The sequence below is a fragment of the Amycolatopsis sp. NPDC050768 genome, from assembly GCF_040654155.1.
Classification (GTDB): Bacteria; Actinomycetota; Actinomycetes; order Mycobacteriales; family Pseudonocardiaceae; genus Amycolatopsis.
The window spans coordinates 201,310-215,410 of the sequence record NZ_JBFAHL010000004.1; the positions used below are offsets into that span (position 1 = coordinate 201,310).

Below are 14,101 nucleotides of genomic sequence, written 5' to 3' on the forward strand. Positions count from 1 at the left end.
ACCTCATTTACCCGGCCGCTTCACCGCCTGCCCCACCAAAAACGTCTCCACCCGCTCCACCCCGAGCTGCGCCAGATCCTCCGTGACGAACCGGTACAGGTGATCCAGATCGCGCAGCCAGACGGCGGCGTGGAGGTTGGAGCTGCCGGTCGTGGCGAGGGCGCCGTGGACCGCCGGGTGGTGGGCGAGGGTGCGGCCGGCGTGGTCGAGCTTCGCGGGTGGGACGTGCATCGTGATGTTCGCGTCGATGCGGAGGCCGAGGTGGTGCGGGTCGACGAAGGTCTGGGTGAGGAGGCGGCCGTCGGTGCGGAGGGTGGCGAGGCGGCGGCGCACGGTGGACTCGGGGTGGCGCACCTCGGCGGCGACGGCGGCCGCGGGCAGGCGGGCGTCGCGCGCCAGGGTGGTGAGGATCGAGGAGTCGACGGAGTCGAGGTCGCCGGTGGTGGCCTGGGCGGACATCACCGTCAGGTCGGCTCGTTCGGTCTCGGTGAGCACGTCGAGGCGCCAGTCGCTCGCGTCGGAGAAGACGTGCATCACGGTTTCGGCGTGGATCTCGGTGACGGCGGTCGTCGCGGGGAGCTGGCGGAAGACGAGGGCGTTGCGGCGGCTCGGGTCGGAGACGACGGCGGCCGAGATCTCGTCGCCGGCGTGCGAGAGGTCGAGGTAGAGGACGTCGTCGCGCGCCGCGAGGGCGGCCGTGACGGCGTCGATCTTGCCGCGCAGCACCCGGATCCGCAGCAGGGTCACGCCCGGGAACGCGGCGCGCGGCCGGGTCGCGACCACGCGCACGACGCCGTCCAGCAACACCCGCAGCCGCCGGCGGACCGCGCGCTGGTTCAGGCCGAGCACAGCCGCCGCGCGCTCGATCGTCACGCGACCGTCGCACTGCAGGGCCGCGATCAGCCGAATGTCGTCGTCTTCGAGGACGGCATTGCTCACCACCAGCCCATGATGGCACTGAGTTCGATCAAAAGAGCCACCGAAACACCTCATAATCGCCCACCCGGGAGCACGCTTGGCCCATGACAACCACCCTGATCGACGGCATGATCGCCGCGGCCCGGGAAGCCGGCCGCCTCCTCGCCGCCCGGCCCAGGCCCGCGGCCCCCACCACTTTCACCGAGTTCCGCGAGACCTTCGACGCCCTCGAACGCTCAGCCGAAGGCGCACTCCGGGCGAGTCTCACCGCACTGCGACCCGGTGTGGAATGGGCCGGCGAGATCGACACCACCGTCCCGCCCGGCGAGCAACGCTGGGTCGTCGACCTCGCCGACGGCGCCGTCCAGTACCTGCGCGGGCTGCCGTACTGGTGCGTCAGCATCACCCTGGTCGAGGACGCCACCCCGGTCGCCGCCGTGATCCACAGCGAAGTCCGCGGCGAGACCTACCACGCGGCGACCGGCCTCGGCGCGTTCCTCGACGGCGACCGCCTCACCCCGCCGGCCACGGCCGAGCTCCCGGTCACGCTCGTCGGCACCAGCCAGCCGCCCTTCATCACCACCCAGCCGAACGCCGCCGAGCAGGCCGGCCGCTCGCTCTCGGCGGTCCTCCCCCACGTCGGCGCCGTCCGCAACCTGGGCCCGACCTCCCTGCAGATCGCCGACGTCGCCGCCGGGCGCATGGACGGCTTCTGGCTCTACGGCCGCGACGCCGGCAACCTCCTCGGCGCGAGCCTGATCGCCCGCGAGGCCGGCGCGGTCGTCACCGATGCCGACGGCACCCCCTGGCACCCGCAGGCCACCTCGTTCCTCGCCGCGCCGGCCCAGCTCCACGCCGCCCTGCTGGACCTGCTGAAGAACGCCTGATCACGACCGCCGCCCTCAGCCGACGGGCGCACCGATCAGCTGGCCGATGCCGTAGGTGACTGCGACGGCCAGCGCCCCGAGGACGAGCTGCCGCAGCCCGGAGTGGACCAGCGGCCTTCCGGTCAGCTTGCCGACCGTCATCCCCCCGGCCAGCAGCGCGACCGCCGTCAGAATCAGCGACACGACCAGCGTGCTCGCGCCGAGCAAGTACGGCAGCAACGGAAGCAGCGCACCGATCGAGAACGCGACGAACGACGCACCACCCGCCAGCAGGGCGGACGGCAGGTCCTGCGGATCGACGCCGAGCTCCTCGCGCGTGTGCAGCCGCAGCGCCTGGTCCGGGTTGCGCGCGACGGCTTCGGCCATGCGGCGGGCGGTGTCGTCGTCGGCACCGTAGGAGACGAAGCGGCTGACCAGCTCGTCGTGCTCCTGTTGCGGGAAGCGCGCGTGCATGTCGGCTTCGAGCGCGACCTCGGCGTGCACGAGCTCGTTCTGGTTGGTCACCGACACGTACTCGCCCGCGCCCATCGAGAACGCTCCCGCGACCAGTCCCGCCAACCCGGTGAGCACGATCGTGTGCGGCGCGACGCCGCTGCCGCCGACGCCTGCGATGAGGGCCGCGTTGGTGACCAGGCCGTCCACCGCACCGAACACGGTCGGGCGGAGCCAGCCGCCGGAGACGTCGCGGTGGCGGTGGGCCCAGCCGGTGGTCGCGGCCCGGCGACGGTCGGGGTCGGAGCGTTCACTCATCCCCCGATTCTCACCGGGCCGGTCGAGGCCCGCCTGCCGGAAACCGGCCCGGTCTCCCTGTCGGGACGGTTCGGGGCAGCCCCGGGCTGATCGAGCGCTCGCCCCGCGCGGGAGCGAGCGCTCGCACGGCTCAGCCGGCCAGCGACGCCTGCACGGTGATCTCCGGGACGCCCGCGAGCGCGCGGCTGACCGGGCAGCCGGCCTTGGCCTGCGCCGCGTACTCCTTGAACTGCTCCTCGTTGACACCGGGCACGCGGCCCTCCGTCACGAGCTCGATCTTGATGATCGTCGGCGCGCCGTCCACCGGGCGCAGGGTGACCGAAGCGTCCGTTTCGATCGACTCGGCCGGGAATCCCCCACTCGCCAGCGTGTTGGCCAGCGCCATCGAGAAGCACGACGCGTGCGCCGCGGCAATAAGCTGCTCCGGATTCGACCCGGGGCCGTCCTCGAAGCGCGACTTGAAGGTCACGCTCCCGTTGATGCTTCCTCCCCCGGCGGTGAACTGCCCGGACCCGGTGGGAAGGTCGCCGTTCCAGTTCGCGTGCGCCTTCGAGACGGGCATGCGTCCTCCAGAATCGTCTTGGGTGTCTGATGCCCGGCAGAGCCGGGCAGCCACAGTCAATCAGGCGGGGGCCGCGTTCGCCAAAGTTCGGCCGCTGCCCGTCCCACGGGTTGCCTAGGCTGGACCTGGTGGCACCCACCTGAGAAGGAGCCCGGCCCATGCGCGCGATCGTCGTCCTGTTCGACACGCTCAACCGCCGGTACCTGCCGCCGTACGGGGCAACGGGCGTGCAGGCGCCGCAGTTCGAGCGGCTGGCCGAGGCGGCCGTGACGTTCGACAACTGCTACGCGGGCAGCATGCCGTGCATGCCGGCGCGCCGCGAGCTGCACACGGGCCGGTACAACTTCCTGCACCGGTCGTGGGGGCCGCTGGAGCCGTTCGACGACTCGGTGCCCGAACTGCTCTCGCGCAACGGCGTCCACACCCACCTCGTCACCGATCACCAGCACTACTGGGAAGACGGCGGCGCGACCTACCACAACCGCTTCGACACCTACGAGTTCTTCCGCGGCCAGGAAGGCGACCGCTGGAAGGGCCAGGTGGCCGATCCCGAAATGCCGGAACCGGCGGTCGGGGGACGGCGGGCGTCGGCGATGGCCCGCCAGCACTGGGTGAACCGGCAGCACTTCCTCAAACCCGGGCAGCACCCGCAGACACTCACCGTCGACGCCGGGCTGGAGTTCCTCGGCACCAACGCGGGCGAGCAGGACTGGTTCCTCCAGGTCGAGTGCTTCGACCCGCACGAACCGTTCGTCGCCACCGAAGACCACCGCGCGCGGTACTCCCTCACGCACGAAGGCCCGGAGTACGACTGGCCCGGCTACCGCAGGGTCACCGAACAACCCGGCGACACACTGAAGGTCCGCGACGAGTACCGCGCCCTGCTGTCCATGTGCGACAGTTCGCTCGGCCGCGTGCTCGACGCGATGGACACCCACGCGCTGTGGGACGACACCCTCCTCATCATCTGCACCGACCACGGCCTCCTGCTCGGCGAGCACGGCTGGTGGGGCAAGAACGTCCAGCCCTGGTACGACGAGAACATCCACACTCCCCTGTTCGTCTGGGACCCGCGCAGCCGCGCCCGCGGCGAGCGCCGGGCCGAGCTCGTGCAGACCGTCGACTTCGGACCGACCTTGCTCGACTTCTTCGACGTACCAAGGCCTGCCGACATGCAAGGCCTCCCCCTGACGGGCCCCACCACGAGGGAAGCCTGCCTGTTCGGCAGCTTCGGCGCCCACGTCAACGTCACCGACGGCCGCTACGTCTACCTGCGCGCCTCCGCCACCCCCGCCAACACACCACTGTTCGAGCACACCCTCATGCCCACCCACATGAACAACCGCTTCTCCCCCGCCGAACTCCGCGACGCCGAACTGATCCCGCCCCTGCCCTTCACCAAGGGCGCCCCCGTACTGCGCATGCCCGGCTACGCCTGGGGCGACCCACACGCGTTCGGCACCCTGCTGTTCGACCTCGAAACCGACCCCGGCCAGACCGCCCCCCTCGTCGCCGACGACCTCGAACTCACCATGGCCACCCACCTCGTCGACCTCATGCGAGCCGCCGACGCACCCGCGTCCCAGTTCGAGCGCCTCGGCCTGCCCGCCGACGGCCCCGTCACACGCGACCACCTCCTCGTCCGCGCCCAACGCGAGAACGCCCTCGCCGTACTCGAGGACCTCCCACCGGCGGCCGAGTTCGGCTCCGCCGTCCTGACCCCGATCGGCGAACTGGCCCCGGCCGCCCGCGAGATCCTCGTGCGCCACCTGCCGATGCTCGCCAACGCCGACTGCGCCGCCTCCGTCGCGACGCTGTCCGTGTGGGAACTGGCCGCCACGACCCCCAGCCTCACGGTCCGAACCCTGCGCTCACTCGACGCGCAGCTGTCGCAGCCGAAGATCCACACAACTTCCTGACAGGATCCGAAAGATCGTCACCCAGGATGGGCCCGCGCGGCGGCGGTGGCGCCGCCGGCAGTCCTGGGAGGCGAAATGTCCTTGTACAAGGGAAAAGTCACAACGAGGCGGGCCCTGGCCGCGGCCGCGGCGCTGCCGGTGCTCGCGGCGATGACCGTGGCGGGCGCCCCGGCGCAGGCCGCGCCCGGCACTTCGGACATCGCGGGCCTTCAGGCCCAGATCCAGGACGGCACCTTGCTGAGCGACCACGGCGTGCGGACCGCGTGTGCCGCCGGGTGCCAGGCCGCCGTGGTCACCGAGAGCCCCGGCTCGGCAAAGGCGTTGTCGACGACGACGCCGGTCGGGCTCGGGGCCACGGACCTCGCGCGCGCCTACTCGCTGCCGGCCGCGGGCATCGGGCGCGACGGCACGATCGCGGTGATCAGCGCGGGCGCGAACACGCACCTGGAGTCGGATCTGGCCGTCTACCGCGAGCAGTACGGGCTGCCCGCGTGCACGACGGCGAGCGGGTGCCTCACGATCACCGACTTCCACGGCGGGCCGCCGGTGCGGCCCGAGACCACCGACGAGTTCAAGGAGTCCGAGGAGGACTGGGCCATCGAGACGTCACTCGACGTCGACATGGCCTCCGCGGCGTGCCCGGCCTGTCGCATCACGGTGGTGCAGACGCCGGACCTCGACGCGACCGGTGAGCCCGACCCCGACGAGAAGGCCGCCGACTACGCCACCGCCTACCAGACGGCGGTCCGACTCGGCGCGAACGCCGTGAGCCTCAGCGACATCGAGGTCCTCGACTCGGCCACGATCGACGCGCCCTACAGCAAGGCCCTGAACCACCCGGGGGTGCCGCTGTTCGCGTCGATCGGTGACGTCGGCAGCGCCGACGCGACGGCGGTTTCGGCTTCGGCTTCGGCTTCGGCCAAGAGCAAGGCCGACACGAGCTTCTACACCTGGCCCGCCAACTTGCCGTGGGCGGTCGGCGTCGGGGGCACGGCGCTGAAGCCCTCCGACGCGTCGCGTACGAAATTCACCGAACAGGCGTGGCACAACCTCGGCGGCGAGTGCGCCCTGACGTTCCCGCCCGCCGCCGGCCAGCCCGCTTCGACCGCCGAGAACTGCGGTGGACACCGCGCGTCCTCCGATGTCGCCGCCATCGCCGACCCGGCGAACGGCCCGGCGGTGTACGACACCTACGCGCCCTTCACGGGCAAGCCGCAGAACTGGATCGTCAGCGGCGGCACCAGCGCTTCGTCGCCGTTCGTGGCCGCGTGGTACGTGCGCAGCAGCGGCCACACCACCGACGCGACGGGCCCGAGCGCGCTGTACGGCGCGCCGGCCTCGGCGTTCCACGACGTCACGACCGACGGTGCGGCACCGTCGGTCTGCCAGGGCCTGGGCTGGGGCCCGAAGGTCTGCCAGGCCGGCCCCGGCTGGGACGGCCCGACCGGTCTCGGCTCGCCGCACGGCCTCGGCCGGTTCTGAGCCGACGCTGAACCCAGGGTGGCCACGGTGGCGTCCCACCGCGGCCACCCGGCTCAGCCGGCCGTGCGGGGCACGACCGGGAGCAGGAGGTAGGACGGGTGCTCGCCGCCGCTGATCAAGGTGGTCGTGCCGGCGTAGACGTCCGATCCGCGATCGTGGGGATCGTTGTGGACGTAGATCCCGTTGCCGCGCATGGAGATCCCGTACGCCGAGGGCCACGGACCGTCGCCGGGGAACTCGAAGTCGCGCCCCAGCAAGGAAACACCGAGCCGGTTGCCGGCCGGGATGATCACCGACGTGGGCCAGATCTCGACGTCGACGTCCACCGGCTCGCCCGGGATGAGCGGCTGCCGCTCGTCGTAGGTGTGCCAAGGCCGGTACGGCAGGCTCTTTGCCGGGTCGGTCTTGCGCAACGACGAACGCAGCCAGCCGAACCCGACGCCGCCGTGGGGATCCATGGCAGCGGGGAACGTCACGTCGCGGCCGGCGGGATCCTGCACACGCAAGGCGAGGAACAGGTCGGCGTCGGCCGTGGACGAGGCGACGCGCAGGTGCGCCGACGCCGGGCCCGTTAGCTCCAGCTCCTCGGTCAACGGCTCGGTCCAGAACGTGAGCCCCTCGCCCTGCGCCGCGAACGCCGTCTCGCGCCGCGTCACATCCCCGGCCGCGGCCAGCGTCCCGCCGTCGAGGTCGAGGTGAAACTGTGCCCACTGTGTCCGGTCGAGCGGCCACGCGGTCTCGCCGCGCTTCTCGAACGTCCCGTCGACGCGGCGGGCGTGCACAACCACCGGCGGCTGCTCGGCCCACCCGGTGTCCTCGCCCTTGAGGAAATGCCCGAAGAACCGCTTCTGCAGCGCGACCCCGTAGTCGGTGTAGAACTCGACCCAGTGCTGCAGGCCGTGGACCTCGAGCCACTTCTGCTCGCTCGACACGCCGGCGTAACCCTCGAACCCGCCGCGGGTGTGCAGGTGGTGGGCCCAGTTCGTGGCCGAGAGCACGGGCACGGTGATCTTCGCCAGGTCCGCCGTGCGCTCGCGGTAGTACTCGTCCAGCAGCGGGTGGTCGCGCAGCTCGGCGACGGTGTCGGCGACGTTCTTCGCCAGTTCCTCGGGAGTGAGCACCTCGGGCCCGGCCACCGGCTCGCCGGTGACGCGGCTGCGCGGGCTGTCCGCGACCCCGTGCTGCACCGAGGAAACCTGGACCGGGTACCACTGTTTCACGAAGACGTCGAGGATCCCGCCGTGGTGGGTGAACTCGCGGTAGTAGTCGCTCGCGCCCTCCCACGGGCAGATCGCCGCGAGGTGCGGCGGCTGCAGCGCGGCGACCTGCCACTGGTTGATGCCGTAGTAGGAGATGCCGAGCAACCCGACCTTGCCGGTGCTCCAGGGCTGGACCGCGGCCCACTCGATGCAGGTGTAGTAGTCCCGTGTCTCGCGCGGCGAGAGGATGTCGAGGTACCCGGGCGAACGGCCGGCGCCGCGCGAGTCGACGCGGATCACGACGTACCCGTCCGGCACCCACTTCTCCGGGTCCACGGTTTCCCAGTTCTGGTATCGGTTCGACGAACCCGCCAGGGCGTCCGGGTGCTCGGCCTCCAGGTTGCTCCACATGGCCTGGTAGCCGTCCTGGAACGCGAGCCCCTTCGCGTACGGGCCGTGGGTCATGAGCACCGGGTGCGACCCCGCGTCCTCGGGCCGGAACACGTCCGCCCGCAGGACCAGCCCGTCGTCCATCGTGATCGGGACATCCCAGTCGATGTGCATGGTTCTCGTCCGCTCCTAGCCGGCCAGGAAGGCCGCGATCTTCTCGCTCGTCTCACCCGGGTTCTCCAGCGGCGGGAAGTGCCCCGCGCCGACGAACGCGAGCCGGGAGTTCGGGATGTGCTTCTCGATGTCTTCGAAGTACTCGTACGGCTGGAACGGGTCCTCGTAACCCTGCAGCACCAGGATCGGGCACTGCCAGGTGCGGATCAGGTCGAGGCGCCGGTCGATCCACTCCTTCTTGATGGTGGTCGACTGGAAGTACCGCGGCACCGCCCACTTGATGCCCGGGTGGCTCGCCTCCCGGATCGTGCGCCGCACGTCCTCCTCGGCGACCGGGCGGGTCGAGAGGATCGCGTGCAGGTTCGACACCAGCTCCGCGGGGTCGCCGAACGGGTTGTGGTCGAGGTCGGTGAACCACTTCTCCTGCGGCGACACGTCCGGGTGCCAGTGCCACAGCTGCTGCTCACCGCGCACGTACTTGTGGATCCGCTCCGGGTGGCGCGAGGCGAGGTAGTCGACGATCGGGCCACCGCGGTCGTGGGTGACGAAGCTCGGCCGCTCGATGCCGAGCACGTCCAGCAGACCCACGAGCTGGTCGGCCACCCCGACGTGCCGGTAGTCGCCCGGGGACTTCTCCGACTGGCCGTATCCCTTGAGATCGATCGACAGCACGCGAAAGTCGGCGGCGAGATCGGTGATCTGGTGGTGGAACAGGTACCACGAATCGGGAATCCCGTGCAGGAACACCACCACCGGCTTGTCCGACGTGCCCGCCTCGACGAAGTGCCAGCGGACGGTCTCCATGTCGCCCGGGCCGTCGACGAAGCGGTGGGTCACGGTCGTGCCGCCGGGGAGGCGTTCGGTTTCTCCGTCCTCGTTCGCGATCGGCTTTTCGGAGGCGAAGACGTGCTTGCCCGGCGCGTCCCGCCGCGCGATCGCCGCCGCGATCGCGTCCTGCGCGCGTTGCGTCGGCGGGGTGAACTCGAGCCCGGCCGCGACCGCCGGTGCCGTGTAGTGCTCCATGGGTTGGTCCCTTTCAGCGGCAGACGGCCAGGTTCGTGCGCCTGCAACCAACGTCGGACAGCTGTCCGTCAGACGACGACGATTCAACCCGAAGCGGCCGTTGTCAAGACTCAACAGCCGTTGAGTTCCCCTTTCTACTGGCGTCTTGGGAGCACTTGACACACTTTGTGGCTCCGGTCCACTGTTGCCGGACAGATGTCCGTAGGCCGGCGGGTAGCCGTTCCGGCAGGTTTCACGAAGGGAAGCTCGTGTCTCGAATCCTGGTCATCGGGGGCAGCGGCGGACTGGGGCGGGCCGTCGCCGGGGCGTTGGCCGACCGCGGGGACGCGGTGATCGTCACCAGCCGCGATCCGGGCCGCGCCGAAGCCGCCGCGCGGGAAATCGGCGGACGGGCGACCGGGCTCGGTGTCGACTTGGCGATGCCAGAGACGATCGCCGGCGCCCTCACTGGCGTCGACGAGATCGACGGGCTCGTCATCACCGCCATCCACCAGGACGGCGGCAGCATCCACGCGTTCAGCGTCGCCGACGCGGTGCGCGCCGCCACGGTCAAGCTCGTCGGGTACGCCGAAGCCGTCCGCGCCCTTCGCGACCGGTTCGCCCCGCACGGCTCGGTGGTGCTGTTCGGCGGCAGCGCGAAAGACCGGCCGTATCCCGGGTCGACGATGGTGTCCGCGACCAACGGCGGCGTCAGCTCACTCGTGCGCACGCTGGCTTGGGAGCTCGCGCCGATCCGGGTCAACGCACTGCACCCGGGTGTCGTCCTCGACAGCCCGGTCTGGCGCAAGGTCCCCGGCAACCCGCCCGCGCGCACGCTCACCGGCACGCCGATCACGATGGCCGACATCGTCGACGCCACGCAGTTCCTCCTGCGCAACCCCGCCGTCAACGCGCTGGACCTCCACGTCGACGGCGGCGTGCCGCTGATGGACGGCCCGGTGCCGCTGCAGACGCCCGGGGCTTAGGTCTCCGCGAAGAAGTCCCGCAATGCTTCGGCGACAACGTGCGGTTGTTCCTCCGGCAGGTAATGGTCGCTCTCGACGGCGAGCGTGCGCAGGTCCGTCGCGTACTCGCGCCACGCGGCGGGCACGTCGTAGGAGCGGCCGACGAAGCTGCCGTTCCCCCACAGCGCGAGCAGCGGGCTGGTGACGAGCCGGCCCGCTGCCGCGTCCGCGTCGTCGTGTTCGAGGTCGATGCCCGCCGCGGCACGGTAGTCCGCGCACGAAGCGGCGATCGCCTCCGGCGCGGAGAAGCACCGCACGTACTCGGCGACGGCGGCGGGATCGAAGGGCGTGCCGCCGTCGTGGCGGGAGTTCATGCGCGAGGTGACCCAGAACTCGGGGTCGCCGGCGAGCAGCCGTTCGGGGATTCCGTTGCCGGCGGCGAGGAAGAACCAGTGGTAGTAGCCCATTCCGAAGTCCTTGTCGGCGTGCTGGAACGCATACCGCGTGGGGACGATGTCCAGCACCGCCAGCGCCTTTACCGCTTCGGGCGCGTCGAGCGCGAGCCGGTGCCCCACCCGCCCGCCGCGGTCGTGCCCAGCGACGGCGAAGCGGTCGAAGCCCAGCTTCGCCATGACCTGGAGCTGGTCGTCCGCCATGGCCCGCTTGGCATATTTTTGGTCGCCGCCGGCCGGCTTGTCGCTGTCACCGTACCCGCGCAAATCGGTCAGCACCACGGTGAACTCCTCCGCCAGCCGCGGCGCGACGTGGTGCCAGATCAAGTGCGTCTGCGGATAACCGTGCAGCAGCAACACCGGCGGCCCCTCCCCGGCGACCGCGCAGTTGATCCGCACGCCCCCCGCGTCGACCCGCTGGTACCCGAACTTCTCCGGCAAGGGAACACTCATCGAGACCTCCGGTGGGGCGGCTTCATGATCGACTGTATCTGCCAGAATCGCCGGCCAGCCCAAGGGACCGGACGATGACCGCCTCGATTCGTCGTTCGCGCCACGACAGGAAGACCCCCAACCGCGAAGAACCGCCACACTTCAAGCTCTTCAGACATGCACCTCGCAACCAGGGCTCGCCGCGGTTGTATACCCCAGAGCAGGTTGCGGCCCAAGCCAGAACGAAGCCCAGCGTCGCCAAATACTGCAGCACCGTCTGTGCTGCGCCGCTGACCAGGATCGCCACACTCGTGAGCACGATCGCCACGACGAACGCAACCATGCGAATCGGGTCGCGGCCACCACGCGCTCAAGCCACCGGTGAAATTGCCCGCCAATGTCCGATACCTGCCCTACGCTGGACGCATGCCCTCACTGTTCGAGCACGCCGGCGGGGAAGCCGCCCTGCACCGGCTGGAGCAGCTGTTCTACGACAGCGTGCTGGCGGATCCGCTGCTGCAGCCGTTGTTCGGCGCGGGACAGCCGCGGCACGTCGAGCACCTGACGTCGTTCACGGCCGAGTCGTTCGGCGGGCCGGACCGCTTCTCGCGCGAGCTGGGGTTCGCGCACCTGATCTCCGTCCACCGGGGACTGAAGATCACCGAAGCCCAGCGGCAGCGGTTCGTCCAGCTCTACCTCGCGGCCCTGGACACCGCGGGGATGCCCCGCGACGCGCCGTTCCGCGACGCTGTCCGCGAACACGTCGAGTTCGGCTCCCGGGTCGCCCTGCAGAACTCCCACGCCGAGACGGACGTCGACCTCCACCCCCTGCGCGAAGTCCCCCACTGGACCTGGGCAGGCGACGACCCGCAGTAGTCGTGACATCATCGGAGCCGCCGTGATCACGTGTGGAAAGGCGGCCGGTGGACTACGAGCGCGCTGTCGGTGAGGTCTGGGCGGCCACGAAGCCCCACATCGGGGCCGGCAAGGTGGCGGACTACATCCCCGACCTGATCTGCGTGGACCCGGGCCAGTTCGGGTTCGCGGTGGCGACCGTCGACGGCGAGGTGCACCAGGTGGGTGACGCGGAGGTGCCGTTCTCGATCCAGAGCATCTCGAAGGCGTTCGCGCTCGCGCACGTGCTCGGGCACGACGACGCGTCGATCTGGCGGCGCGTGAACCGCGAGCCGTCGGGGACGCGGTTCAACTCGCTGATCCAGCTGGAGATCGAGCGCGGCGTGCCGCGCAACCCGTTCATCAACGCGGGCGCGCTGCTGGTGACCGACCAGCTCCTCGCGGACACCGGCGACGCCTGTGGCGCCCTGTGCGCGTTCCTGGCCGCGGAGACCGGGAACCCCGACCTCACCTACGACCCGGCGATGGCCGAGTCCGAGACGCGTACCGGGAACCGCAACCGTTCGCTGGCCTACCTGATGGCCGATTTCGGCAACGTCCTCAACCCCGTCGACGAGATGCTCGACCACTACTTCCGCCAATGCTCGATCATGGCCTCGTGCGTCGAGCTCGCCCGCGCGGGGCTGGTCCTGGCGCGCCACGGCGTCCGCCGCGACGGCACGCGCCTGCTGTCGAAGCAGGACGCCCGGCGCATCAACGCGATCATGCTCACCTGCGGCACCTACGACGCCGCCGGCGAGTTCGCGTATCGCGTGGGGCTGCCGTGCAAGAGCGGTGTCGGCGGCGGGATCCTCGCGATCGTGCCGGACCGCTGCGCGATCGCGGCGTGGGGGCCGGGGCTCGACGAGAAGGGCAACTCCGTGTCCGCGGCGATGGCGCTCGAGACGTTCGGCAACGTCACGGGGCTCAGCATCTTCTGATGCGTCCACTCAGGACTGCAACGCGGCCGCCACCAGCATCCGCAGCTCCGGCACGACCTCCTGCTCGAACCACGGGTTCCGCAGGTGCCACCCGACGTTCAGCGGCGACGGGTGCACGAGCGGGATCGTCGACGGCAGGTAGTCGCGGAACGACCGGACGGTCTCCGTGAGGCTCCACCCGCGCCCGGCGTGCAGGTAGTGCTTCTGCGCGTAGCTGCCGACGAGCACCGTCAGCCGGATCTCGGGCAGCTCGGCGAAAATCCGCGGATGCCACTTGTCCGCAACCCCGCGGCGCGGCGGCGCGTCACCGGAGGCCGCCTTGCCGGGGTAGAAGAAATCCATCGGCACGATCGCGAACAGCCCGGGATCGTAGAACTCCTCGTCGGTCACCCCGAGCCAGCCGCGCAGCTTCACGCCGCTGGCGTCGTTCCAGGGGACGCCGCTCTCCTGCGCCTTCCGCCCGGGCGCCTGCCCGATGAGCGCCACCTTCGCCGACGGCTCCGCGGTGTAGAGGGGCTCGTAACCGGCTTCCTTCGCCCACGCGTTGTCGGGGTCGGCGATGAGGTCGGCGCGGATCCGGTCGAGGTTCGTCATGGTCCGGCGAGAATATCCGGGCCCCTCACGCGGGCCAGAGCTGGATCAGCCAGCCTTCGACGCCCTCGGCGAAGGTACCTTCGGCCAGCTCCGCCGTCGCGGCGCGGCCGCCCTCGTGCACCCGGGCGTGATGCGGGCCGGGCCGCCCCAGGGTGAGCACGTCGGGCGACATGGCGGCAGTGACCGACTGCAGGCGCACCTGATCGGCCAGGTCGCACCCAACCGTGACCACCTGGTCCCACTCGCCGTGCGCCGCCGGCGGCTCGGCGTCCCACAGCTCCACCCGCACCGCCGGGTCGTGGTCGTTCCCGGCGCTGTGCAGCAGCAGTCCCCCGGCCCCGCCCAGGACAAGCCAGTCACCGCTCGGCTCCCCCACGGCCAGCGCGTTGCGGCTCATCGGGATTTCCTGCAGCACGAACTGGCCAAACTCGACCGTGATGCTGCTGTCGATCGCGCCCAGCAGTTGCGGCATCGGCCGGTCCCCCTCGGTGTGGCGATCCAGCGATCGTAGCGAGGATCCGTCACGGCAAGACGATCGCC

At 70.8% G+C, this 14,101-nt stretch carries 15 protein-coding genes; 6 read left to right on the forward strand and 9 right to left on the reverse strand.

The window, feature by feature from the left end; all coding sequences use genetic code 11:
* Positions 1 to 3: 3 nt before the first annotated feature.
* Positions 4 to 942, reverse strand: a complete 939-nt coding sequence (locus tag AB0H62_RS14015; RefSeq protein WP_220242116.1) for an Lrp/AsnC family transcriptional regulator — start codon at positions 940 to 942, stop codon at positions 4 to 6.
* An 80-nt stretch (positions 943 to 1,022) separates the two neighbouring features.
* Here AB0H62_RS14015 and AB0H62_RS14020 point away from each other — a divergent pair, with 80 nt between their 5' ends.
* On the forward strand, positions 1,023 to 1,805 hold the full coding sequence (locus AB0H62_RS14020) for an inositol monophosphatase (RefSeq protein ID WP_255638185.1): 783 nt from the start codon (positions 1,023 to 1,025) through the stop codon (positions 1,803 to 1,805).
* A 15-nt stretch (positions 1,806 to 1,820) separates the two neighbouring features.
* Here AB0H62_RS14020 and AB0H62_RS14025 read toward each other — a convergent pair whose 3' ends face one another.
* On the reverse strand, positions 1,821 to 2,555 hold the full coding sequence (locus tag AB0H62_RS14025) for a VIT1/CCC1 transporter family protein (RefSeq protein ID WP_220242117.1): 735 nt from the start codon (positions 2,553 to 2,555) through the stop codon (positions 1,821 to 1,823).
* A 130-nt stretch (positions 2,556 to 2,685) separates the two neighbouring features.
* Entirely contained in the window at positions 2,686 to 3,117 is a 432-nt protein-coding gene (locus AB0H62_RS14030; protein WP_360586246.1) for an OsmC family protein, read from the reverse strand.
* A 158-nt stretch (positions 3,118 to 3,275) separates the two neighbouring features.
* Between AB0H62_RS14030 and AB0H62_RS14035 the strand changes: the two genes are divergently transcribed.
* Both AB0H62_RS14035 and AB0H62_RS14040 read left to right on the forward strand, forming a co-directional pair.
* Entirely contained in the window at positions 3,276 to 5,036 is a 1,761-nt protein-coding gene (locus AB0H62_RS14035) for a sulfatase (protein ID WP_360586248.1), read from the forward strand.
* 75 nt (positions 5,037 to 5,111) lie between these two features.
* Positions 5,112 to 6,518, forward strand: a complete 1,407-nt coding sequence (locus tag AB0H62_RS14040; protein ID WP_360586250.1) for a hypothetical protein — start codon at positions 5,112 to 5,114, stop codon at positions 6,516 to 6,518.
* Positions 6,519 to 6,571: 53 nt separating this feature from the next.
* Here the strand turns inward: AB0H62_RS14040 and AB0H62_RS14045 are convergent, their stop codons facing one another.
* A complete protein-coding gene (locus tag AB0H62_RS14045) occupies positions 6,572 to 8,281 on the reverse strand; it encodes a CocE/NonD family hydrolase (protein WP_360586252.1) in 1,710 nt (569 codons plus the stop codon).
* A 15-nt stretch (positions 8,282 to 8,296) separates the two neighbouring features.
* Positions 8,297 to 9,304 (reverse strand): alpha/beta hydrolase, encoded by a 1,008-nt coding sequence (locus tag AB0H62_RS14050; RefSeq protein WP_220242122.1) that lies wholly within the window; start codon positions 9,302 to 9,304, stop codon positions 8,297 to 8,299.
* A gap of 248 nt (positions 9,305 to 9,552) precedes the next feature.
* On the opposite strand from AB0H62_RS14050, the gene AB0H62_RS14055 reads away from it, so the two are divergent.
* Complete coding sequence (locus AB0H62_RS14055; RefSeq protein ID WP_360586254.1) at positions 9,553 to 10,269, forward strand: SDR family oxidoreductase; 717 nt, start codon at positions 9,553 to 9,555, stop codon at positions 10,267 to 10,269.
* Here the strand turns inward: AB0H62_RS14055 and AB0H62_RS14060 are convergent.
* Both AB0H62_RS14060 and AB0H62_RS14065 read right to left on the reverse strand, forming a co-directional pair.
* A complete protein-coding gene (locus AB0H62_RS14060) occupies positions 10,266 to 11,153 on the reverse strand; it encodes an alpha/beta hydrolase (protein ID WP_220242124.1) in 888 nt (295 codons plus the stop codon). The genes AB0H62_RS14055 and AB0H62_RS14060 overlap by 4 nt on opposite strands.
* 22 nt (positions 11,154 to 11,175) lie before the next feature.
* Positions 11,176 to 11,475: a hypothetical protein gene (locus tag AB0H62_RS14065; protein WP_360586256.1), complete on the reverse strand. Its 300-nt coding sequence runs from the start codon at positions 11,473 to 11,475 to the stop codon at positions 11,176 to 11,178.
* An 83-nt stretch (positions 11,476 to 11,558) separates the two neighbouring features.
* Between AB0H62_RS14065 and AB0H62_RS14070 the strand changes: the two genes are divergently transcribed.
* Together AB0H62_RS14070 and AB0H62_RS14075 are read left to right on the forward strand one after the other, a co-directional pair.
* A complete protein-coding gene (locus AB0H62_RS14070; RefSeq protein ID WP_220242126.1) occupies positions 11,559 to 12,008 on the forward strand; it encodes a group II truncated hemoglobin in 450 nt (149 codons plus the stop codon).
* A gap of 47 nt (positions 12,009 to 12,055) precedes the next feature.
* Positions 12,056 to 12,967, forward strand: a complete 912-nt coding sequence (locus tag AB0H62_RS14075) for a glutaminase (protein WP_220242127.1) — start codon at positions 12,056 to 12,058, stop codon at positions 12,965 to 12,967.
* A gap of 9 nt (positions 12,968 to 12,976) precedes the next feature.
* Here the strand turns inward: AB0H62_RS14075 and AB0H62_RS14080 are convergent, their stop codons facing one another.
* Both AB0H62_RS14080 and AB0H62_RS14085 read right to left on the reverse strand, forming a co-directional pair.
* Positions 12,977 to 13,561 carry a uracil-DNA glycosylase family protein gene (locus AB0H62_RS14080; RefSeq protein WP_220242128.1) on the reverse strand — a complete coding sequence of 195 codons (585 nt, stop codon included), beginning with the start codon at positions 13,559 to 13,561 and terminating at the stop codon, positions 12,977 to 12,979.
* Positions 13,562 to 13,586: 25 nt separating this feature from the next.
* Positions 13,587 to 14,033 (reverse strand): hypothetical protein, encoded by a 447-nt coding sequence (locus AB0H62_RS14085; protein ID WP_220242129.1) that lies wholly within the window; start codon positions 14,031 to 14,033, stop codon positions 13,587 to 13,589.
* Between the last annotated feature and the right edge of the window lie 68 nt (positions 14,034 to 14,101).